Source organism: Bacillus sp. Bos-x628 (genome assembly GCF_040500475.1).
In the GTDB taxonomy this organism is placed as follows: Bacteria; Bacillota; Bacilli; order Bacillales; family Bacillaceae; genus Bacillus; species Bacillus maqinnsis.
On record NZ_CP159358.1, the window covers coordinates 2,623,388 to 2,645,820 of the forward strand.

The window sequence follows — 22,433 nt, forward strand, 5'->3', positions numbered from 1 at the left end:
ATTAGTCAACAGACAGTTCGTAAAGTGTGCCGCTTCCCATTCCACCCATTCGACCCATTCCACCGTTTGACTGACTATTTTGATCAGACTGCTGGTTGTTTGAACGGCTCGTTTGTTGATTCGTTGTGGATGAAGGTGTGTTCTGCCATTTAGAAGTAGCCACTTTTTTGCCATTTTTCTGAATCCAAGTCAGAATGTCTGAACTTCCACCTCTCATGCCGGAGATATAGAAGTATTTGATCTTTCCTTCCTTGACCAACTCTTTAAACTCACTAAGCGTTAGAATGTTGTCAGATCCACTAAATCCACCGAGTGCCATGACGGCTTTCCCTGTTTTAATGATGTAGGGAGAGGCAGTGGTTGCATCTGTTGTGCCAAACAAGAATTCTTCACCAGTGTTATTTTTCTCAAGATAGCTGATCAGCTTTTCATTCACCTGTGAGCTCATGCTTCTACTTGAAGACGCAAGCTGAGGACCGGCCTCTGGTAGCACGCTGTTCCCTCCATAGAGAAGCGGTGTGCTTGCCCAATACAGCGGGGTGATCAGCATGCCAAGGATAGCGACGAGCGAAATCAATTGTTTCAGCTTTTCTTTTCCTTTTGTAAAGAGCAGTGCAAGGACTGTGCCTATCCCGAGTATACCGACTGCAATGCTAAGTCCATATCCGATTGTGTTTGTAAAGGTGGATAAGATATATATTTCAAATGCTGTCGTTCCCAAAATTGCAACCGGAAATAGCCATTTTTTTATGCCAGTTTCTGTTTGAAACAGCCTAGTCATGGCTACCCAGCCTGCTCCGGCTAATACAGCAATTGGTGGTGCAAGCATGATTAAATAATAATGATGGAAAAATCCTGCCACACTGAAGAATACAGCAGCTGGTACGAGCCAAGCGACCCAGAATAACGTTTCCTTTTGCTTTGTATTAAGACGTCTTCTTTCAAAGACAGTTGAAAGGAAGATGCCAACGGTGCCAAAGAGTGCAAATGGTAGCAGCCAGCTGATTTGATCGGACAGCTCGGATTGGAACAAACGTAACGGGCCTTTTGTCCCTGTGCCAAACATGCCAGAGCCATTCCCCATTTTTCCACCTACGCCACTTGGAGGACCATCACCGTTTCCACCAGGCATCTCAGGTGGTGTCGCGTCGTATGAATTGCTTGGAGGTCCTTGCATAGATGGTCGATCTTGGCTTGAAGACTGATTTGAGTTGTCTGTATTGTTTTGATTAGCATCAGTTGGTGGTTGAGGTACTGCTGATGAATTGTTTTCATTTTTCTGAGCACCTTGCTGTGAAGGCGGTTGACCTTTACCCTCACTCGAGCCGCCGCCCATAGACTGCTGACCAGTCAGCCGCTGAAGTCCGTTATAACCAAAAGCTAGTTCTAAAGCAGAGTTGGTTTGACTTGACCCCATGTAAGGGCGTTTATCTTTCGAGGTGAGATCAACCGCTATGGACCATGTTGCGGATACACCTAAAAGGACAATCATTGAAATCATCAGTGAAAGCAATTTTTTCTTCCATGTTGTTCGATAAGCAATGATGTAAAAAAGTACTAATGCGGGCACGATCATATAGGCTTGTAACATTTTTGTATTAAAGCCGACGCCAATCATTGCAAACGAGGCGATCGCCCAAAGAACTTTTTGCTGTTTTACCGCCTTAAACATCATCCCTGTTGCCAGTAAAAGAATAAAGACAAGCAAGCTGTCAATGTTGTTTGTACGAGATACAGCAACCGCTATTGGAGTACAAGCCATGATCAATGCAGCCAATCTTGCCGCTACCTGACCGAAAGTCGGTTTAACAAGACGATAGATCAGATAAACTGACCCAATGCCGGCTAAAGCCTGAGGTAAGATAACACTCCAGCCATGTAGACCAAATATTTTGGCACTGATCGTTTGTAGCCAGAAGGCAAGCGGTGGTTTATCCACCGTGACATACCCTGCTGGATCGAAGGAGGCAAAGAAGAAATTATGCCAACTTTGCATCATACTTGTAACGGTCGCTGTATAATACGCATTTACCGTATCATCTTTCCAAATATGATAAATGTTTAAGATGGCAGATAAGATCAGTATGAAAAATAAATAAATATCAAATTTTTGAAGACGTTTGATCAAAAGCACGTCACTCCTTTTTCTTAACTTGAAAAAAGTGTAACAAGCAAATATGAATAAATTGTTAATAAAAAAAGGCCAATTCTTTATTTTTCAAGAAAATAAAAAAACAGCTCTTGTTGAAAAAGAGCTGTTAGGAGGAAATGGAGGGATGACAGGTTCAATATGAAGAAGCGAACAGTTTGTTAGCTGATATTGACTTCTATTTTAAAAGATATAAAATGAGGCTGCCATTGTGGAAGCTCTTCTCACTGGATTATCAAATTTTCATTGAATGCTGCATTGGCAATCGAATGGTAGCTATTGTGCCTGCTCCTGGCTCAGATTGAATATCAAAAGTGCCATGATGTTTTTTAATAATTTGATAGACAATAGCTAGTCCAAGACCAGAACCACCGTCTTTTCTCGTTCTGGCCTTATTCACACGATAAAATCGCTCTGATACGTGCGGAAGATCTTCTTCTGGTATTCCGTTGCCTTCATCTGTCACTCGTAATTCGGCAGCGTTTTGTTGAACATTTAATTCAATTGAAATCGATTTCCCCGAAGGAGTATAATGAATGGCATTGTCCAGCAAATTTCGAACCACTTGTTGAAGTCGATCGCTATCACCATAAATAATACAATCCTCTTGAAGCGTTCGTTTGAGGGTAATGCCTTTCTGACTAGCGATGAATTCCACTTGATCAAGAACATCATGGATAAGCTGTGCAAAGACAATAGGTTCAGTCGTAAGAGGATAAGAATCCCTCTCTAACTGTGCAAGATCTAAAAGGTCGTGAACGAGTCGACTTAAACGTGTAGCCTCATCTTGGATCATTTGCATTCCTTTCTTTTGATCAATGACACCCTCTTCAATTCCTTCGGCGTATCCTTTCATATAACTTAAAGGAGTTCTGAGTTCGTGAGATACATTAGCAAGAAACTCCCTACGTTGCTGCTCAACCTTTTCAAGAGTAGAGGACAGCTTATTAAAGGAACGACTTAGTTGATTTAACTCATCACCTTTTTTGGTGACAGCCATTCGTTTTGAAAAATCACCTGATTCCATTTCTATTGCAATTTCTTTCATTTTATTAATTGTTCTCACAACTTGATTGGAGCTCTTATATCCAATAAAGAAAATAAGTAGCAAGATACTTAAAATAGATAGTCCAAGTGTCAGCCTAATTTGTACAAAGGGTTCATAAACATCAGACAATGGCATGGAAAGAAAAATCACACCGGACAAATCATTCTTGTTTTTAAAAACAGGGATGGCAATACCGAGAATATCTTGATGAAACTGAGGGTGTTCTCTGATTAACACGACAGTTTTTCCTTGGAGCAATTTTTGACGCTCCTTGAAAGTGATGAGATTATCATTTGTGTTGGTGTCAAAAGGGATACCGCTTGAAAGCTCCATTGGGTCATCTGTAAAAATAATATTTGGTTGACTTGATTCATTGGCCCATTTGATTCTATCGGCAAAGTATGAATCTTTGCCGTGTGTGTGATAGACCTCTGCCAGCTTTTTTCCTTGTAGACTTAAGGATTCAATCTGTTTATCTATATATAATTGTTGATATAAGTAATAGGTAAGTGCCAGAGCTGAGGCTGCAACAATACCGATAACGGCAAGAATGAATAAAAGCACTTTCTTTTTAATAGATAATGGCTTCATTTGTCCTCCTCAAACTTATAGCCAACGCCCCAAACCGTCTTCACATATCGTTCAGCGCCCTTTAATTTCAGTCTCAATGTTTTAATATGTGTATCCACTGTTCTCAAAGAGCCATTGGAAGAGTGAGATTCCCACAATTTCTGATAGAGCTGTTCGCGGGAAAAAACTTGTCCTTGATTGAGCAGAAGAAACATGAGTAAATCATATTCTCTTCTTGTTAAATTAATAGGCTTTTGATGAAGGTATACTTGTCTTCCATCTTGATCTATTTCAATTTCACCTATCTGCATTCGGCTTCGTTTTAGGGATAGTCCTCTAATTCTTCTTAAAGTCGTTTCAATCCTTGCAGAGAGCTCACGTAGGCTGAAAGGCTTCATAATATAATCATCCGCTCCTATTTCGAGCCCTTTAATTCGATCCTCTTCACTACTTCTTGCGGTTAAGAACAAAATGGGGATTTGAGATGATTTTCGAATGTGTTGACAGACTTCAAATCCATCCATATTAGGCATCATAATATCCAATACAACAAGATCAACGGGTTCATTTTCAAGTTGATTTAATGCGTCAATGCCATTACTTTCTTTTGTGATGTGAAAGCCCTGTTTCTGCAAAAAGGAGCCAATTAATTCAAGCATATCTAACTCATCATCTACTATTAAAATATGCATTTGTTCTTTCATTTCTTTTCCTCCAACTTGATTGCATAGGGTCCTGAAGGGATATGCAGTCGGTTTTTCATCATAAATGTGTTTTTGTCGATAACTGATATTGAGTTATCATCTAAATTACTCACGTATATTGATGATGCACCGGCCGTTATATAATTTGGATTTTGTCCAGTTTCAACAGAAGCAAGTTGTTTATTCGCTTCAGTATCGACTTTGTAGAGCGTATGGTCTCCGTGGCATAATACATATAAAATGGAAGAACCCTTCTCTGAAAAAAATGCAGCTGGCATGACACCTAGTTTGATTTCACGCTGTTGTTTACCTGTCTTTGGGTCATAAGCGAAGATGCTTTTATTTAAGCTACCGGGTTTGCCGTGTCCCCCTACCCAAATTGAATGACCATCGAAATGAATACCAGAAGGTCGTTCCAGCACAGAGAATGTTCGAATATTTTTTTCTTTTTCTGTATCTATGACTGAAACGGTGTGACTTTCAGCATTTAGAACAAACAGAGTTCCTGAAGGAGAAAGCGTCATAGAGGAGGGAAGTTTCCCAGTTTTCACCGTTGCTTTGACTTTTTTAAGTTGAGTGTTAATAAAATAAATTACGTTTTTCTCCGAATCTGCTACAAACAAGGTGTGCGATGTAGAATCGTATGTAAGTGAAGTCAGCCCTTCTTTCATATTCATATAATCCGTTGCTGTTCCCTTTTTTAAGTTGATTTCAATGAGAGATTGATCTTCTTTACTTGTTGCAATTATCAGATCATTGTTGATTTGAATGAAGTCAGTCAGTGGGTGTTTTAAATGAACGGAAGAGACAATCTTACTCTTTTGCAAATCGACAATTGAAAAGGATGCTTTTTTCAATTGTGAGACAACAGCGATCGATTGAGAGCTGCTAGGTGGTGTGAATTGCTGGTCTTTTCCACAGCCTGTTATGAAAATCAGCAGAGCTAACAAGCAGATCAAGTAATATTTCACACGTTTCATTCTTCTCCTCCTTTGCGTTCTCTATTTTCAAAAAGCATACCACAAAAATTGTGAAAAAAAATCGAAGTTATCAATGCTGGAAGATATTAAAAGAAGCTTTTGGATGAAGAAATGGAGTGAATTTGTAGTTAAAATTCAATAATTGGATACTGATAGTGCATTTTTTTATCTTCAAAAAATCATGTTCAAGATCTGCTCGGAGTGAGCTTCTTAGCATACAGTGGTGGAAATGAACAAAGCTTCCTCCTCCCTAGATGAATGTAGAACGGAGGTGCCTATTCATGCATCAAAAGTCTTCAAAAAACGTGAAATCGCAAACGATGAATTGTTCATTATGTCAATCTTTACTATAATCAAAGAAGTAGACCATAGTAGAGGGAGGGTTTTTGTGATTACAAAAGCCATATTTGCTCTTGTTTTTCCTTTCCTGCTCGTTATTTTATTTTCAAAGGCTACTTATAATCACTATGTTGGCATTGCTTTAACAGCAGCGCTTTTATTTGCCTCGTATATGAAAGGTTATACAGAGACCTACTTTATCGTAGGGTTAGATATTATTTCTTTAGTGGCTGGCGCATTGTTTATGGCTAAAAAAGAAATTGAAAAGAAAGAGAAGGCTGAAAAAAATCATTTGTGATATGGATGCCGAAGTATGAGGAATGTGCTCTTTTTAAAAAGGAAGCTGTGCTTACTATTAAGTAAGTACGGCTTTATTTTTTTCGCTTCCTGTCTGCTGTTGGAATATCTCGCCCATCTTGTTCCATACTGGAAGGAAGGTTCCTTTCGAGGGCTATTTATATTGGTAGAAAAGGGGAATATTTCATTGGAAATAAAAATCAACTCGGACACGAACTTTAGTTCGTATTTTTGTGTTCTTTTATGATAATATATTCATTAGATAGATTTCGTAACGAATGGAGGCTTTGATGTGAGTGACCGCTTTGAATTAGTTTCTAACTATCAGCCCCAAGGAGATCAGCCGAAAGCGATTGAACAGCTTGTGGAAGGAATTCGGCAGGGGAAACAGCATCAAACGCTGTTAGGTGCTACAGGTACGGGAAAGACATTTACTGTATCAAATCTCATACAAGAAGTGAACAAGCCGACACTTGTCATTGCTCATAATAAGACACTTGCCGGCCAGTTGTACAGTGAATTCAAGGATTTCTTTCCGAATAATGCTGTTGAATATTTTGTTAGTTACTATGACTACTACCAGCCTGAGGCTTATGTGCCTCAGACAGATACATTTATTGAAAAGGATGCAAGCATAAATGATGAGATTGATAAGCTTAGACACTCCGCAACATCCTCGTTATTTGAGCGGAAGGATGTCATCATTATTGCCAGTGTGTCCTGTATTTACGGTTTAGGTTCGCCAGAAGAGTATCGGGAGCTTGTGTTGTCATTGCGTACAGAAATGGAAATTGAACGTAATCAGTTGCTGCGCAAACTTGTTGATATTCAGTATTCTCGTAATGATATAGATTTTCAGCGTGGAACCTTCCGGGTACGAGGCGATGTTGTTGAAATTTTTCCTGCTTCACGAGATGAACATTGTATTAGAGTGGAGTTTTTCGGTGATGAAATCGAACGTATTCGTGAAGTGGATGCACTGACTGGTGAAATACTAGGGGATCGTGAACATGTCGCTATTTTTCCAGCATCTCACTTCGTCACAAGAGAAGAAAAAATGGAAAAAGCCATTATCAATATTGAAAAAGAGCTAGAGGAGCAGCTTGAAAAGCTTCGAGAAAACGGCAAATTGCTTGAAGCGCAGCGCCTTGAACAGCGGACAAGATACGATCTTGAGATGATGAGAGAGATGGGATTTTGTTCTGGAATCGAAAATTATTCAAGACATCTGACATTACGTCCTCCTGGGTCAACTCCATATACATTGCTTGATTATTTCCCAGATGACTTTATGATTGTAGTCGATGAGTCACACGTAACAATACCGCAAATTCGGGCGATGTACAATGGAGACCAGGCTAGAAAACAAGTGTTGGTTGATCACGGATTCCGTCTGCCGTCAGCACTTGATAATAGACCATTAACCTTTGATGAATTTGAAAAGCACATTAACCATATTGTGTATGTATCTGCAACGCCGGGACCATATGAGCTTGAGAAGACACCAGAAGTCGTGGAGCAAATTATTCGCCCAACTGGTTTGCTTGATCCGATGATTGAAGTTCGTCCAATTGAAGGACAAATTGATGATTTAATTGGCGAAATTCATGCAAGGGTTGAGAAAAATGAGCGAGTGCTTGTGACCACCTTGACGAAGAAAATGTCTGAAGATCTGACAGATTACTTAAAGGAAATTGGGATTAAGGTCAATTATTTGCATTCAGAAATTAAGACACTTGAACGAATTGAGATTATTCGCGATTTGCGTCTTGGCAAATTTGATGTACTGATCGGTATTAATCTTCTGCGTGAAGGATTAGATATTCCTGAGGTTTCGCTTGTGGCAATTTTAGATGCAGATAAGGAAGGCTTTTTGCGTTCTGAAAGATCACTGATCCAAACGATCGGACGTGCAGCGAGAAATTCAGAAGGCCGAGTCATTATGTATGCTGACAATATAACGAAATCCATGGAGATTGCAATTCAAGAAACGAAACGAAGACGAGAGCAGCAGGAAGCGTATAATGAAAAGTGTGGGATTACACCACAAACCATTCATAAGAAGATTAGAGATGTCATTAAGGCAACGATTGTTCATGAAGAATCGGAAGAATATGAAACAAAAGCAGCACCAAAGCTCTCGAAAATGAGCAAAAAAGAACGAGAAAAAGTGATCGAAAAAGTCGAAATGGAAATGAAAGATGCAGCAAAAGCGCTTGATTTTGAAAAAGCAGCAGAATTAAGAGATTTATTGTTAGAGCTAAAAGCGGAAGGATGATTGCCTGATGGCTATGGAACGAATAGAGGTGAAAGGTGCAAGAGCGCACAACCTTAAAAATATTGATGTCAATATCCCGCGTGACCAGCTGGTTGTCATTACGGGTTTGTCTGGTTCAGGGAAATCGTCGCTCGCCTTTGATACCATTTATGCGGAAGGTCAGCGCCGGTACGTTGAATCTCTTTCAGCATATGCGCGCCAGTTTCTCGGTCAAATGGACAAACCAGATGTAGATGCCATTGAAGGTCTTTCTCCGGCGATAAGTATTGACCAGAAAACGACAAGCCGGAACCCTAGATCAACTGTCGGAACCGTGACGGAAATCTATGATTACTTGCGTCTTTTGTATGCAAGAATTGGAAAACCTGTCTGCCCGATACATGGAATTGAAATTACATCGCAAACGATAGAACAAATGACAGATCGGATTTTAGAATATCCAGAAAGAACAAAGCTACAAGTGCTTGCGCCTGTTGTTTCTGGGCGTAAAGGGTCGCATGTCAAAGTACTCGATCAGATTCGGAAGCAGGGCTATGTTCGTGTGAGAATCGATGGACAGATGGAAGACCTTTCAGAAGATATCGAACTTGAAAAAAATAAAAAACATTCCATTGAAGTCGTGATTGACCGTATTGTGGTGAAAGAAGGTATTGCTGCCAGATTGTCTGATTCACTTGAATCGGCGCTCCGTCTAGGAGAAGGTCGAGTCATGATTGATGTGATTGGGCAAGAGGAGCTTTTATTCAGTGAACATCATGCTTGTCCGCATTGCGGGTTCTCTATTGGAGAGCTTGAGCCGAGAATGTTCTCGTTTAACAGTCCTTTCGGTGCATGTCCAAGCTGTGATGGGTTAGGTTCTAAACTTGAAGTAGACCCTGAGCTTGTCATTCCAAATAAAGAATTGACTTTACGTCAGCATGCCATTGCGCCATGGGAGCCGCAGAGCTCACAATATTATCCGCAGCTTCTTGAGTCAGTATGTACACACTATGGGATTGATATGGACATTCCAGTGAAAGATATCCCGTCGCATTTATTTGATAAAATTTTATATGGAAGCGGTTCTGAGCGGATTTATTTTAAATATGAAAATGACTTTGGTCAGGTACGTGAGAATGAAATTGAGTTTGAAGGTGTTCTTCGTAATATTGAACGACGCTACAAGGAAACAAGCTCTGATTATATCCGTGAGCAAATGGAAAAATACATGGCCAATCAGCCATGTCCGACGTGTAAAGGGTATCGTCTCAAAAAAGAGACGCTTGCTGTATTGATTAATGGCAAGCACATTGGTGAAATCACAGATTTGTCTGTAGCTGATGCGCTTGATTTCTATGAAAAAATCGAGTTATCTGAGAAAGATATGCAGATTGCACAGCTCATTTTGCGCGAAATCAAAGAACGCTTGTCTTTTTTAAATAATGTCGGATTAGATTATCTGACATTAAGCCGATCTGCTGGAACGTTATCAGGCGGGGAGGCGCAGCGAATCCGTCTGGCCACTCAAATCGGGTCGAGACTGACCGGCGTTCTTTATATATTGGATGAACCATCTATTGGTTTACATCAACGAGACAATGATCGCTTAATTGGTACATTGAAGAACATGCGCGACATTGGGAACACGCTTATTGTCGTGGAGCATGATGAAGATACGATGCTTGCGGCAGATTATTTAATCGATATTGGACCAGGGGCAGGAGTTCATGGAGGAGAAGTGATTTCTGCTGGAACGCCAGAAGAAGTCATGAATGATCCAAAATCTTTGACGGGTCAGTATTTATCTGGAGAAAAGTTTATCCCACTTCCGATTGAAAGAAGAAAACCGGATGGCCGCTTTATTGAAATAAAAGGCGCAAAAGAAAATAACCTGAAAAATATAAATGCCAAGTTTCCTCTAGGTATCTTTACAGCTGTTACAGGTGTGTCTGGCTCAGGAAAAAGTACGCTTGTGAATGAGATTCTATTGAAATCACTTGCACAAAAATTGCATAGAGCGAAAGCGAAACCGGGCCAGCATAAAGAAATCAAAGGAATGGAACATTTAGATAAGGTCATTGATATTGATCAATCTCCGATTGGCCGTACACCACGATCCAATCCGGCCACGTATACAGGTGTATTTGATGATGTGAGAGATGTGTTTGCGCAAACAAATGAAGCCAAAGTACGAGGCTACAAAAAAGGCAGATTTAGTTTTAATGTTAAAGGTGGACGCTGTGAGGCTTGTCGTGGAGACGGAATCATTAAAATTGAAATGCACTTTTTACCTGATGTGTATGTGCCTTGTGAAGTGTGTCACGGGAAACGTTATAATCGTGAGACACTTGAGGTCACATACAAAGGGAAAAACATTGCAGATGTTCTTGAAATGACAGTAGAGGATGCGCTTCATTTTTTTGAAAATATCCCGAAAATTAAGCGCAAACTTCAAACGATATATGATGTTGGTCTAGGGTATATTACACTTGGACAGCCTGCGACGACACTGTCTGGCGGAGAGGCACAGCGGGTGAAATTGGCTTCTGAACTTCATCGCCGTTCAAACGGACGATCTCTTTACATTTTAGACGAGCCAACGACAGGCCTTCATGTTGACGACATTGCTCGATTATTAAAAGTACTGCAGCGCTTAGTGGAAAACGGGGATACTGTTCTTGTAATTGAGCACAACCTTGATATTATCAAAGCCGCTGATTATTTGGTTGATTTAGGACCAGAAGGCGGTGCAGGAGGTGGAACGATCATCGCCTCTGGCACACCTGAACAAATCGCCCAAGAAGCAGCTTCTTACACAGGTCAATATTTAAAACCGATTTTGGAACGTGATCGGGAACGAATGAAGCAATTAGTCAAAGAAACGGAAAGTGTCACGTGAAAATAGTTTGAGCCTAGAATGAGATGGTGCTTGGAATAAGGAATGATTGCCTCATCAAGGAACATCTGAACGCATACCATGAATATGTGTTAGACAGGATAGAAAATGAATTCAGAAGTTATTGAAAACCCCTCTTGGTGAGGGGGTTTTCCTTTTATTGTGCATCTTCTTTGGGCATTAAATGACTTAAATGAGTTAAATCCTTTAAAATATGGGTACTACTGCTGTCGAGCAGCACTTTTAAATAACGGATATCACCATATTGAGGATGAGACGGATGAATCGCCTCAAGTTCCTTCATCATATCGCTGTTCAGATTTTTCTGTTTCTGTATGAGGTCTAATAGCGTTTGTGCCGCACTGTTGGAGTTGTGATGATCTGTCAAAATAATTACCCCCTATATTGATAATCATCATCTTTTCAACATATTTTAAAGGGTAATCTATGAAGAATCTATACTTCGGGGGAAAAAGAAATAATTTGTGTCTAAGGTCATATGTAAATCGAATGATTTTGAAACTTTTTACACGCAATAAACGTATGAGTTAGAAAGGGATTTTCATCATGAAGGAGCGAATATATATGAATAGAGATCAGTCGATCATTGCATCTATTTGTTATTTCAGCGTTTTTTTTATGCCGTTTATCGTACCGATTGTGGCATATTTCGTTGTAGATCAACAGGAAACAAAACGGCATGCGAAACGGGCATTTTGGTCTCATCTGCTTCCAGTGGCAGCTTGCTGTATCCTCATTTTTGGGGCAATTCCATTTTTACTTGTAACGCAAGCGAATGATTCTCTTATCCCAGTGATGACGGTGTTCATCTTGTCAATTGTGATAGCCATTAGCTTTTTGATTTCAGTCATTTGGAATATCATTCAAGGCATTAAAGTGCTTCAATCAATACAATCATAGGAGGGCTTTGTATGAATGAAAAAGAACGAATTTTAAAACTGGTAGAAGACGGAACTTTATCAGCAAAAGAGGCCATTATCCTTTTAGAAAAATTAGAGGAGAGCCAGTCATCAACAACGGATCAAACTTTTCATGAAGAAAAGACTGGACCAGAAAATAAAAGAAACGGTACGGAAAATCTGGGGGCAAAGCTGTTTAACTGGTTAGATTCTGCGGTAAAAAAGGTTAAAGATGTGGATCTCGATTTAAACTTTGGACAGTCATTAGATGTTGAACATATTTTTCAGTTCAAAGATGCTTCAATGTCGCACTTAGATATTCAACTGGCTAACGGTAGCCTAAATGTGATGCCTTGGGATGATAGTGATATTCGAGCAGAATGCCATGCGAAAATCTACCGAACTGAGGACGGAGAGCAGGCAAGACAGCAATTTCTCAATCAACTGGATTGTGGACTCGAAGGTGACAAATTTTTTATTCGGACAGAAAAAAAGACAATGAAAGTCAATGTGACATTATATGTACCGCGTATTCAATACGATAAGATCAAGGTGAAGTTGTTTAACGGACCGATTCGTGGGGAAAAGCTCATGACAAAAGAACTTGCTGCGAAAACGACGAATGGCGTTGTCTCTTTTGCCTCTCTACAGGCAGACAAAGTCGGAATTGAAACAGCAAATGGACAAATCAAACTGGCTGATCACGAGTGTGGTATGATTGAAGTAGAAACGATCAATGGGCTCATAGACCTACGTGGGAAGAGCGAAACGATTGATGCCCAAAGCTTTAACGGGAACATTGTGGTTCAGCTATTAGATGAGAAGTGCCGCTCTATCTATGCGAAAACAACAACAGGCAGTGTAGATGTAAATATTCCGCCGACATGTGCAGTGACTGCTGAACTGAAAAGCAACCTTGGGTCAATTTCTCACGATCTGCTTGATGCAGTCATGATAAAAGAGAAAAACGAAACATTACAAAAAGAAAAAATGATCAAAGCCAATCAAAATGAAATGCACAGTATATCTATTTTTGCAGAAACAAAGACAGGTTCAATACAAGTAAAGCATCAATCAAACAAGGAGTGATTCTACATGAAGAAGCTTTATCGTTCAGCAACTGATAAGAAAATAGCCGGTGTTGTTGGTGGACTTGGAGAATACTTAAGTGTTGATGCATCACTGCTTAGAATTTTAACAGTTATAATCGGATGTATGACAGCATTTATGCCAATCTTTCTCATCTATTTTATTTGGTATTTAGTTGTTCCGGAAGAAGGCGCCCACATCAATGCTTAGATGGATTGTCAATATTTTAGTGAATGCATTACTTTTGATTGTCATTGCTGGGTATTTTGATTCCGGCATCCTCCCAGGGCTAGGGAGTGTGTATGTTGAAGGGTTTGGTGCAGCAATTGTTGCGAGTATCATTTTGTCTCTGCTCAACATCTTAGTAAAACCTTTTTTGATCATTTTAACGTTGCCGGTCACGGTCATCTCGCTAGGCCTCTTCTTATTTGTCATTAATGCCATAACACTGATGATGACATCTAGTTTTATGGGAGATAGTTTTAACATTGATGGCTTTGGGACGGCTATTTGGATGGCTGTCATCTTATCAATTTTTCATCTGTTAATACAAAAAGGAATCATTGAGCCGTTAGCGAAAAAAAGCTAACGGTTTTTTTGCGTAAATTGGTCTTGTTTTCTCCAATCGTCGTGACATAAAAACCTCTTTTCGGAGACACAATATGCCGAAGGGAGGCGGTGCATGATGGTGAACGTCAGCAGACATATGTGGCTTTTATGTTTTTTTATCATTCTTTTTTGTTTCAGTCAGCCTGCTGTAGCAGGGTCATTCGTTCAAAAACAAGTGAACATGACAGACAAGCCTTTTTCCCCTTTTATCTTTGACCAGTTTCATGTGGACGTGCGTCCCATTCAAGAAAAAGGCCGTGATCTGCAGTTTCGGGCAAAGATGAGTCAGTCAGAACAAGTATTGTCAGCAAATTTATACTACAAACAAAGCGATGAACTGGGATACCGATTCATCCCAATGGAACGTTTGCCAGGGATGAAGCCAGAATTTACTGCGACAATTCCTCCAGATCAATTATGGAATTCAAAAGTACATTACTACACTGAATTTCTAACACAAAAATCTGTGATCAGAACGGCAGAACAATCTGTCCAATTGGATGGCTATGAAGAGGATCTCTCACAAATTCCAGACTTACTAATCACGGAGATTGTGGTGAATTCAAAGAATCGTCAAGGCAAAGATGCGTTTGAATTTATAGAGGTTTACAACACAACGCATTCACCTATTTCTTTTCAACATTATCAGCTACGCTATCGCAACCCTGCACAGGACACCGAGATGGATGAAATTTATTCTTTTCATTCAAATCCGGTGACGATTTCGCCTGGGAAACCTTATGTATTTTGGTTAAAAAGAAAAGGTCAGGAGCACTTGACTGTGGCAGATTTTAATAAAATGTACAAAAGCAATTTAAGAGAGGGCAAGCATCTATCGGTCGTCGAGAGCAGGGGGCTGTCCAACTCCAAAGCTCGCCTTGTCTCAATTACATCGAATATTGGTGAAGAGATGTCATCTGCGACATTTCGCTTGAAACCATCATTGTTTAGTGAGCATAAATCCCTTCTGTTCAAGTATCCAATGGACGGAACATCACAAATGAAACTAATTTCAAAAATCGAAGAAGAACCAACTCCTGGAAAAGTGTTAAAAGCGCAAATTCCTACTGAGAAAAAAGAAATATCACAAGATATCCATAAACCTGTTATTGAAGATATGACCAATCGAAAACCGATTAAACCGACGGAAGGTATTGAGATTAAAGCGGATGTACAGGATAATCAGTTAGTCAAAACGGTCAAATTGCGCTATCGCACCAATCGCAAGGATCATTTTAAAGAGGTTCTTCTTCAAAAAGATCATAATGATCGGCTGTTTCATCACATTATCTATTCACCTGAATTGATTGGTAAAGACCAGTTAGAATATCTACTTGAAGCGTCAGATGGTGAGAATCAGACAGTCACCATGAAAAAATTAATTGATGTGGAGCAAATTAGTAAAGCACACGGCCTTCGATTCAACGTAGAACAAGGCGATACGGTATCTGGTGTATTCGCATTAAAGGCAACGTCAGATCTAAAAAAACCGATCCAATTTACGATAGATGGAAAGAAGAATCGACATACGTTTTCTGCACTTGAGGCTGATCCATATATCGCCTTTGATGTCAAAGGGACAAATTTATATTTTAAAAACGGTGTCTCGATAGGTAAGCACTTACTTTCGATTTTTGATGATTCGACCAAAGTGTATCGAACCTATACAATGCCCATACCAGAAGCAGAGCTGAAAACGTCAGGTTTACAAACAATATCATTCCACGCCGGAACAAAATCTTCTCCGTTTGATCGTTTATCAGGAGAGAATCATGATGATTTTGAACTGAAGAATGTCAGATTGATTTTATCGAATGGGAAACAAATCCATCCAATTGATAGAGAACAGCAAAAAGAATGGAAGATGGGAGATAGTGATGGAGCAAAAAAAGTGAGATCCTTTCAATTCCAGATCCCCAAACAAGCATATGTATCAACATATATCCAGTGGGATACTAGAAAGCTGAAAGAAGGTCCGCATCTCATTCATGCCAAAACAGAAGATGAACATGCATCAGTTCGTGTTAAAGTGGATAATACAGGACCAAAAATAAAGACAAACATACATGCAAATGACCAATATAAAGGAGCTTTTACGTTAAAAGCAAAGGTGTCTGATCGATGGAGTGACATAGAGGAAGTTCGTGCATTCTTAGATCGTGAACCAATTTCTTTGCCTTATCAGACGTCTTCTAGTGAATTAACACCTGGACAACATACGTTTTTGGTGAAAGCAAAAGATGCGGCAGGGAACATGACTACATTGAAAAGAGAATTCACCACTGTCCATGAACACCCTGAAACGCCAGAGCGAATAGCAGATATGACAAAAGAAGGATCATCCAAGCAAACCGTTTTGACGAAAGATCCCACAAATGACAAGCTGGATTATTCATTTTATCGTGCCTATCAACACACATCACTAAGTCCCACGATGAATATATTTAAATATGCTGCAGAGACAGAACCGCCAAAAGGTTACGTTCAAAAAGGAGAAATGATCTTTTCTGACAATGAAAGAAAACGCATTGCATTTCCTGATGGTAAGGCTGTTGAAACAAAGGACTTACATCGTTTTCCCTATCATCATTTTCAAATCAAGGTAAATCATCATGTAGGTGAAAAAGATGCAGTAGAGGCTGTTTGGAAAGGAAGTTCTTTGTCAGGCAGAAAGGTGACAATGTATGCTTGGAATCATCAGCAGGAAAAGTGGGACAAAATTACCCATCACTTTGCGAAGGATCAAAAAGAGTTTTATCTAAAAGGATGGCTGTCGTTCAGACAGTATATGAAAAATCAAACATTTGATTTGATTGTGCAAGATGAGATCAGCAAGAAACAGAAGCCTTACAAAATGGTATGGATGTCTGATACACAATATTATGCAAAAAGTTATCCTCATATCTTCAAAAAAATGGTTGAGTGGATTAGAGATCAGAGAGAGAAGTTAAATATCCAATATGTGTTCCATACAGGCGATATAGTGGATGATTCGAAGGACAAACAATGGAAGCGTGCTGATACATTTATGCGTGTTTTAGATGAGCATCACATACCTTATGGTGTATTGGCAGGGAATCATGATGTGAGGCACAAGGATGGTTTTTATACGGAGTATGGCCACTACTTCGGTGCGAACCGATTTGCAGAAAAACCTTACTACGGAGAATCGTACCAAAATAATCGAGGGCACTATGACCTCATCTCCGCCGGCGGCAATGATTATATGATGGTGTATATGGGCTGGGGAATCAGGCAAGCAGAAATCGATTGGTTAAATCGGGTAATTTCTGAGCATCCAGACCGTATCGTCATCTTAAACTTCCACGAATATTTGTTAGTAAGTGGAAATCGAAGCCCGATTGGCGATCTCATCTTCCACCAAGTAGTGAAGCGTCATCCTAATATCGTAGCAGTATTTAGCGGTCACTACCACGGTGCAAGCAGAAAGGTAGATGAACTAGATGATGACCATGATGGAAAAGTCGATCGGAAAGTGTATCAAATTCTCGCCGATTATCAATCAGGCCCTGAAGGCGGTCAGGGGTTTATGCGATTGATCACGGCAGATCAAGAGAAAAATCAGCTTCATTTTACAACATACTCACCATACATGAATCAAGAGCATTTCTATGATCCCAAAACGTTTGGAGACCAAGATGAGTTTTCAATTGATGTGGATTTGACGCCAAAAATGAAGTCAGTTAAGACCAACTATTTTGAGCTGAATGTGTATACAAACGTACTTCTTGGAGAAGTAAGAGGTGTGAAAAGCGGCAAAAAGGCCAGCTTTGAGTGGGAAGGGTTAAAACCAAATCAAGACTATTATTGGTACACAGTCGCAAAAGACCGTTTCCAAGGGAAAGCTGTTTCACCAATATGGAAAATCCATACAAAAGATAACGATCAAACAAAATTTCTTCATAAATAAACATCACTGTGCTCCAACTTAGGAGCACAGTTTATCTTTCCATTGTATGAATGAGCTTGTAACGATCCCCTCTATAAACGGAAAGAACATACTCGAATGGAAGGTCGTTTTGAAAATAAGTCGTTCTTGCAATAGATAACACAGGAGCACCAGTAGAAATTGAAAGCAGGTATGCTTCTGCTTTTGTTGCAACATTGGCTTCTAGTTCCTGCTTCGCATGCGCAATCGCAAGGCCTGTGTTGTTTTCCATATATTCATATAAAGAACCTGTTAAATGTTCCTTCGTTAAAGAGCCTGCGAATTTTTCTGGTATATAGCTCGTTTCAATGGCCATCGGTTCATCATTTGCAAGGCGTATTCGTTTGAATGCATATACGAAATCACTGTCTGACAGTTGAAGTACTGATAACAAGTGCTCTGGGCATGTGATTTTGTTGAAATCGAGCAGTTGGCTGGAAGCTTTTAGCCCGCGTTGTCTCATGTCTTCTGTAAAACTTGTTAAGCCTTGAAGCGGCTGTTCAAACTTTTTTCGGCTAACGAAGGTGCCTTTTCCTTTTTGACGATACAAATATCCTTCGTTCACAAGGTTTGATAAGGCTTGTCTGACGGTCATTCGACTAATCCCAAAACGTTCGGCGTATTCTCTTTCAGAAGGAATGAGTGTATCAGGTGCTAATGTTCCATTTTCAATCTGTTTTTTCAAGTTTTCCATAATTTGATGGTACATAGGGATAGGTGATTGCTTATCAATAAACATGTGAAAACCCTCTCGTGTTTAGCGTAGTGAACCAGCTTCTCTATCAATGAAAACTGTTACATCTTGATGAAGTTTCAGGGCGGATGCAGGGAAGTCTGGGTGTATCTCAGCTTTTTCTAAATATTGTATCACTTTCGCTTTTGATTTTCCTGATGCGAGAAGGAGAATTTTCTTGCTTGAAAGGATGCTCTCAATACCCATCGTAATCGCATATGTTGGCACTTCATCAATAGAAGAAAAATATCTTGCATTTGTTTGGCGTGTGTTCTCATCTAACTGGACAACATGGGTTCTTGAGGTAAATGGTGTACCAGGTTCGTTAAAGCCGATATGTCCATTTTGTCCGATACCAAGAAGCTGAAGATCGATGCCGCCTAAATCTTGAATGAGTTGTTCATATCGCAAACACTCTAAATCTAAATTTGATGCGTTACCATTTGGCAAGTAATACTGATCCTTCGGGATATCAATATGATCAAATAAATGACGTTTCATGTACGTCATATAACTATTTTCGTGATCTGAATCAAGTCCCACATACTCATCTAAATTCACTGTTTTTGTTTGTTTGAGAGACAATTGTTTGGATTGATGAAGCCGAATCAACTCCCTGTAAGTATCGACAGGTGTACCGCCAGTTGCAAGACCGAGCACTGCATGTGGTTTAGCTTCGATTGTACGAGCAATCATGGCAGCGGCTTCTCTTCCCAATTGGTCTTTATCCGCAAATTCAATGATGTTCATTAGTGATTGTCCTCCCTTTTTTCCCAGACTATTTGTCCACGGCAGATGGTTAAAATCAGTTCTCCAGATTCATCCCAAATCACTAAGTCAGCGAATTTCCCTGTCTCGATTGATCCAAGGAGATGATCGAGTCCAAGCTGTTTCGCTGCATTTGTTGAGGTCATCTTGGCGATATCTGTCCACTCACATTTTGTGATGTGTCTCATCCGTTTTACGCCGTCTTTCATCATTAATATAGATCCTGCGAGTGTACCATCTGGCAGCAGTGCTTTCTCGCCGCTAACTGTGACAGTTTGACCGCCAAATTCGTATGTTCCAATACCTAGTCCTTTTGCCCGCATCGAATCTGTGATCATGATCAAACGATCACTGCCTTTTGCAAGGTATGCAAGCTTAATGGAGAGTGGATGAGAATGAATGCCATCTGTAATCAGTTCTGTATGCAAGTCTTCGTTCGTTAGAGCAGCACCTACAACATGCGGCTCACGATGCTGAAAAGAACTCATCGCATTATAAAGGTGAGTAATGTGACGTGCACCATTGTTTGCAGCTAATTCAATCATGTCACTATGTGCATTCGTATGTCCAATAGAAGGAATCAATTCTTTTTCTTGAAGCAATGAAAGAAAAGCAAAATCAGGATCTTCCTCAGGTGCAAACGTAACGATTTGAATGAGCTGCTTAGATGCATCGAGCCATTTCTCAAAAAGCGGGAGATCAGGCGGTATAATCCATTGAGCAGGCTGTGCCCCAGCTTTTTGCTTAGAGATAAATGGACCTTCAAGGTGAATACCTAGGCATTGTGCCTGACTTCCGGCTTTTCTTTCATTTTGTTCTTTCCAGTGAGCGACATTTTTAAGTGCATGTTCAATCTCATGATGGTTTTGGGTAATGGTTGTTGCTAAAAAACTTGTCGTTCCTTCTGATGGTAAGTTGTCAGCGAGCACATTCATGGCTTCTGGTGTCGCATCCATCATATCTGCACCATATCCGCCATGAATATGGATATCAATCATTCCGGGAAGTAAATAAAAGTTTTCCCGGGAAATATATACTTTTTCATAATTTTCTGTCGGAGGCGATGTAGAAATATAGTCAATCTTGCCATCGCGTAAACCGACAAAACCATTTTGAATGATACGTGTCTCTGTCACAATATGAATATTGGAGAGCAATAAAGAGTTGCTCATATTGATGCCTCCTTATTCGCTGTCTTTTGACTTTAGTTTACCTTTTTTAAGTATAGTTGTCTATACCAGTTGGATAGGATGAGACAGGATCAGGATAAAATACTGTTTTGGGTTCATCATTGAAAGTGATAAAATAGAGCTGTATTTCTGAAACGCCTGTGATAAAAGGAGGAAGAAACGTGCCGAAAGTTCGTACAAAGGACATAATGGAGCAATTTCATCTTGAACTGGTAAGTGGGGAAGAAGGGATTAATCGTCCTATTACAATTAGTGATCTTTCCAGACCAGGTATTGAAATGGCTGGATATTTTACATATTACCCAAAAGAAAGAGTTCAGCTTTTAGGGAAAACAGAGCTTTCCTTTTTTGAACAGCTTCCTGAGCGCGAAAGAAAGCAGAGAATGATGTCTCTTTGTACAGATATTACACCTGCTATTATTTTGTCACGAGATCGTGAAGTGCCAAAGGAATTGATTGAAGCATCAAATAAAAATGGAGTGCCTGTTTTACGCTCAAGTTTGAAAACAACAAGGCTCTCTAGTCGCTTAACGAACTTCTTAGAAAGTAAGCTAGCACCAACGACAGCTATCCATGGTGTGCTCGTGGATGTATACGGTGTAGGTGTATTGTTAATTGGGAAAAGCGGAGTAGGAAAAAGTGAAACAGCCCTTGAATTAGTGAAGAGAGGGCATCGGCTTGTTGCGGATGATTGTGTGGAAATCCGTCAAGAAGATCAGGATACATTAGTTGGAAGTGCACCTGAGCTAATCGAGCACCTTCTTGAAATCCGCGGGTTAGGTATTATTAATGTCATGACCTTGTTTGGAGCAGGCGCGGTCAGAAGCTATAAGAGAATTACGATTGTCATGAATCTTGAGCTTTGGGAACAAGGCAAGCAATATGATCGTTTAGGGCTTGAAGAAGAAAAAATGAGAATCATTGATACAGATGTGCCAAAGCTGACGATTCCCGTTCGTCCAGGACGAAACTTAGCGGTCATCATTGAGGTGGCTGCGATGAATTTCCGATTAAAACGAATGGGGCATAATGCAGCGGAGCAATTTACAAGTAAACTTGCCGATGTTATTGAAGATAATAGTCAGGATGAATAGGAGTTGTCTATATGAATGATGCAATTAAACCCATTGACCCGATAGCTCTTCAGCTTGGACCTATTTCGGTTCATTGGTATGGTGTGATCATAGGTGTTGGAGCCTTGCTTGGGTTATGGCTCGCACTAAGAGAATGTGAAAAAAGAGGGATCAATAAAGATACGTTTATAGATTTGATCTTATTTGCGATTCCAATTGCGATTATTTGTGCACGTATTTATTATGTTTCATTTGAATGGGATTATTATCAGCAGCACCCAAATGAAATCATTAAGATTTGGAATGGCGGGATTGCGATACATGGAGGGCTCATAGGGGCAGTGCTTACGGCCATTGTGTTTACAAGGTTGAGAAAAGTGTCCTTTTGGAAAATCGCTGATGTTGCTGCACCTAGTATTTTGCTAGGACAAGCCATCGGGCGTTGGGGGAACTTTATTAATCAGGAAGCACATGGTGAGGCTGTTTCAAGAGCTTTTTTAGAAAATTTGCATCTACCTGAGTTTATTATTAATCAAATGTATATTGATGGAACATATTACCACCCGACATTTTTATATGAATCATTATGGAATATTGCCGGCGTTGTGATCTTAATTTTATTACGCAGAACTTCTCTACGCAGAGGCGAAATCTTCTTGTCTTATTTAATTTGGTATTCTATCGGCCGTTTCTTCATTGAAGGAATGAGAACAGACAGTTTAATGCTGACAGAGCATTTACGTATTGCACAAGTGATTTCAATTGCAATATTTGCAATGGCCATTTTGCTAATTGTGTATAGAAGAATAAGAGGTTACGCATCTATTCCGTATAAAGAGAATAACTCGTCGAATGAATAGGA

18 protein-coding genes are annotated in these 22,433 nt (G+C 39.9%); 10 read left to right on the plus strand and 8 right to left on the minus strand.

Annotated features, from left to right (window positions below; genetic code table 11):
• Position 1: 1 nt before the first annotated feature.
• The 4 genes from ABVJ71_RS13475 to ABVJ71_RS13490 form a co-directional block, all read right to left on the minus strand.
• The gene (locus ABVJ71_RS13475; RefSeq protein ID WP_353854470.1) at positions 2-2,128 is read right to left on the minus strand and encodes a glycosyltransferase family 39 protein; all 2,127 of its coding nucleotides are present in this window, start codon (positions 2,126-2,128) and stop codon (positions 2-4) included.
• Positions 2,129-2,384: 256 nt separating this feature from the next.
• The gene (locus tag ABVJ71_RS13480) at positions 2,385-3,788 is read right to left on the minus strand and encodes an ATP-binding protein (protein WP_353854471.1); all 1,404 of its coding nucleotides are present in this window, start codon (positions 3,786-3,788) and stop codon (positions 2,385-2,387) included.
• Positions 3,785-4,471 (minus strand): response regulator transcription factor, encoded by a 687-nt coding sequence (locus tag ABVJ71_RS13485; protein WP_353854472.1) that lies wholly within the window; start codon positions 4,469-4,471, stop codon positions 3,785-3,787. The genes ABVJ71_RS13480 and ABVJ71_RS13485 overlap by 4 nt, the downstream gene beginning before the upstream one ends.
• The gene (locus tag ABVJ71_RS13490; RefSeq protein WP_353854473.1) at positions 4,468-5,451 is read right to left on the minus strand and encodes a YncE family protein; all 984 of its coding nucleotides are present in this window, start codon (positions 5,449-5,451) and stop codon (positions 4,468-4,470) included. The genes ABVJ71_RS13485 and ABVJ71_RS13490 overlap by 4 nt, the downstream gene beginning before the upstream one ends.
• A 388-nt stretch (positions 5,452-5,839) precedes the next feature.
• On the opposite strand from ABVJ71_RS13490, the gene ABVJ71_RS13495 reads away from it, so the two are divergent.
• From ABVJ71_RS13495 to uvrA, 3 genes are all read left to right on the plus strand, one after another.
• Entirely contained in the window at positions 5,840-6,088 is a 249-nt protein-coding gene (locus ABVJ71_RS13495; RefSeq protein ID WP_353854474.1) for a CsbA family protein, read from the plus strand.
• A 291-nt stretch (positions 6,089-6,379) separates the two neighbouring features.
• Positions 6,380-8,365: an excinuclease ABC subunit UvrB gene (gene uvrB / locus ABVJ71_RS13500; protein ID WP_353854475.1), complete on the plus strand. Its 1,986-nt coding sequence runs from the start codon at positions 6,380-6,382 to the stop codon at positions 8,363-8,365.
• Between the two features lie 7 nt (positions 8,366-8,372).
• A complete protein-coding gene (uvrA, locus tag ABVJ71_RS13505; RefSeq protein ID WP_353854476.1) occupies positions 8,373-11,243 on the plus strand; it encodes an excinuclease ABC subunit UvrA in 2,871 nt (956 codons plus the stop codon).
• A 154-nt stretch (positions 11,244-11,397) separates the two neighbouring features.
• On the opposite strand, the gene ABVJ71_RS13510 is transcribed toward uvrA, so the two are convergent.
• Positions 11,398-11,628, minus strand: a complete 231-nt coding sequence (locus ABVJ71_RS13510; RefSeq protein WP_353854477.1) for a hypothetical protein — start codon at positions 11,626-11,628, stop codon at positions 11,398-11,400.
• Positions 11,629-11,825: 197 nt separating this feature from the next.
• Here ABVJ71_RS13510 and ABVJ71_RS13515 point away from each other — a divergent pair, with 197 nt between their 5' ends.
• The 5 genes from ABVJ71_RS13515 to ABVJ71_RS13535 all read left to right on the plus strand — a co-directional run bounded on the left by ABVJ71_RS13515 (position 11,826) and on the right by ABVJ71_RS13535 (position 17,789).
• Positions 11,826-12,161, plus strand: a complete 336-nt coding sequence (locus ABVJ71_RS13515) for a hypothetical protein (RefSeq protein WP_353854478.1) — start codon at positions 11,826-11,828, stop codon at positions 12,159-12,161.
• Between the two features lie 11 nt (positions 12,162-12,172).
• Positions 12,173-13,249 (plus strand): DUF4097 domain-containing protein, encoded by a 1,077-nt coding sequence (locus ABVJ71_RS13520; protein ID WP_353854479.1) that lies wholly within the window; start codon positions 12,173-12,175, stop codon positions 13,247-13,249.
• A 6-nt stretch (positions 13,250-13,255) separates the two neighbouring features.
• On the plus strand, positions 13,256-13,459 hold the full coding sequence (locus tag ABVJ71_RS13525; protein WP_353854480.1) for a PspC domain-containing protein: 204 nt from the start codon (positions 13,256-13,258) through the stop codon (positions 13,457-13,459).
• Entirely contained in the window at positions 13,452-13,838 is a 387-nt protein-coding gene (locus ABVJ71_RS13530) for a phage holin family protein (RefSeq protein ID WP_353854481.1), read from the plus strand. The genes ABVJ71_RS13525 and ABVJ71_RS13530 overlap by 8 nt, the downstream gene beginning before the upstream one ends.
• A 96-nt stretch (positions 13,839-13,934) precedes the next feature.
• Entirely contained in the window at positions 13,935-17,789 is a 3,855-nt protein-coding gene (locus ABVJ71_RS13535) for a metallophosphoesterase (protein ID WP_353856673.1), read from the plus strand.
• A gap of 31 nt (positions 17,790-17,820) precedes the next feature.
• Here the strand turns inward: ABVJ71_RS13535 and ABVJ71_RS13540 are convergent, their stop codons facing one another.
• From ABVJ71_RS13540 to nagA, 3 genes are read right to left on the minus strand one after another with little or no spacing between them, the layout of a single operon-like run.
• Complete coding sequence (locus ABVJ71_RS13540; RefSeq protein ID WP_353854482.1) at positions 17,821-18,546, minus strand: GntR family transcriptional regulator; 726 nt, start codon at positions 18,544-18,546, stop codon at positions 17,821-17,823.
• A gap of 18 nt (positions 18,547-18,564) precedes the next feature.
• Entirely contained in the window at positions 18,565-19,290 is a 726-nt protein-coding gene (gene nagB / locus ABVJ71_RS13545) for a glucosamine-6-phosphate deaminase (RefSeq protein ID WP_353854483.1), read from the minus strand.
• A complete protein-coding gene (gene nagA / locus ABVJ71_RS13550) occupies positions 19,290-20,480 on the minus strand; it encodes an N-acetylglucosamine-6-phosphate deacetylase (RefSeq protein ID WP_353854484.1) in 1,191 nt (396 codons plus the stop codon). Before nagA ends, nagB begins: the two co-directional genes overlap by 1 nt.
• A 179-nt stretch (positions 20,481-20,659) precedes the next feature.
• Here nagA and hprK point away from each other — a divergent pair, with 179 nt between their 5' ends.
• Together hprK and lgt are read left to right on the plus strand one after the other, a co-directional pair.
• Entirely contained in the window at positions 20,660-21,592 is a 933-nt protein-coding gene (gene hprK, locus ABVJ71_RS13555; RefSeq protein ID WP_353854485.1) for an HPr(Ser) kinase/phosphatase, read from the plus strand.
• Between the two features lie 11 nt (positions 21,593-21,603).
• Positions 21,604-22,431, plus strand: a complete 828-nt coding sequence (gene lgt, locus ABVJ71_RS13560) for a prolipoprotein diacylglyceryl transferase (protein WP_353854486.1) — start codon at positions 21,604-21,606, stop codon at positions 22,429-22,431.
• The last annotated feature ends 2 nt before the right edge of the window (positions 22,432-22,433 follow it).

What these genes read in the sequence shown, in the direction of transcription:
- ABVJ71_RS13480 (WP_353854471.1), bottom strand. Translation starts at nt 3,788, where the DNA reads ATGAAGCCATTATCTATTAAAAAGAAAGTGCTTTTATTCATTCTTGCC.
- ABVJ71_RS13485 (WP_353854472.1), bottom strand. Translation starts at nt 4,471, where the DNA reads ATGAAAGAACAAATGCATATTTTAATAGTAGATGATGAGTTAGATATG.
- ABVJ71_RS13490 (WP_353854473.1), bottom strand. Translation starts at nt 5,451, where the DNA reads ATGAAACGTGTGAAATATTACTTGATCTGCTTGTTAGCTCTGCTGATT.
- uvrA (WP_353854476.1), top strand. Translation starts at nt 8,373, where the DNA reads ATGGCTATGGAACGAATAGAGGTGAAAGGTGCAAGAGCGCACAACCTT.
- ABVJ71_RS13515 (WP_353854478.1), top strand. Translation starts at nt 11,826, where the DNA reads ATGAATAGAGATCAGTCGATCATTGCATCTATTTGTTATTTCAGCGTT.
- ABVJ71_RS13520 (WP_353854479.1), top strand. Translation starts at nt 12,173, where the DNA reads ATGAATGAAAAAGAACGAATTTTAAAACTGGTAGAAGACGGAACTTTA.
- ABVJ71_RS13525 (WP_353854480.1), top strand. Translation starts at nt 13,256, where the DNA reads ATGAAGAAGCTTTATCGTTCAGCAACTGATAAGAAAATAGCCGGTGTT.
- ABVJ71_RS13530 (WP_353854481.1), top strand. Translation starts at nt 13,452, where the DNA reads ATGCTTAGATGGATTGTCAATATTTTAGTGAATGCATTACTTTTGATT.
- ABVJ71_RS13535 (WP_353856673.1), top strand. Translation starts at nt 13,935, where the DNA reads ATGGTGAACGTCAGCAGACATATGTGGCTTTTATGTTTTTTTATCATT.
- ABVJ71_RS13540 (WP_353854482.1), bottom strand. Translation starts at nt 18,546, where the DNA reads ATGTTTATTGATAAGCAATCACCTATCCCTATGTACCATCAAATTATG.
- nagB (WP_353854483.1), bottom strand. Translation starts at nt 19,290, where the DNA reads ATGAACATCATTGAATTTGCGGATAAAGACCAATTGGGAAGAGAAGCC.
- nagA (WP_353854484.1), bottom strand. Translation starts at nt 20,480, where the DNA reads ATGAGCAACTCTTTATTGCTCTCCAATATTCATATTGTGACAGAGACA.
- lgt (WP_353854486.1), top strand. Translation starts at nt 21,604, where the DNA reads ATGAATGATGCAATTAAACCCATTGACCCGATAGCTCTTCAGCTTGGA.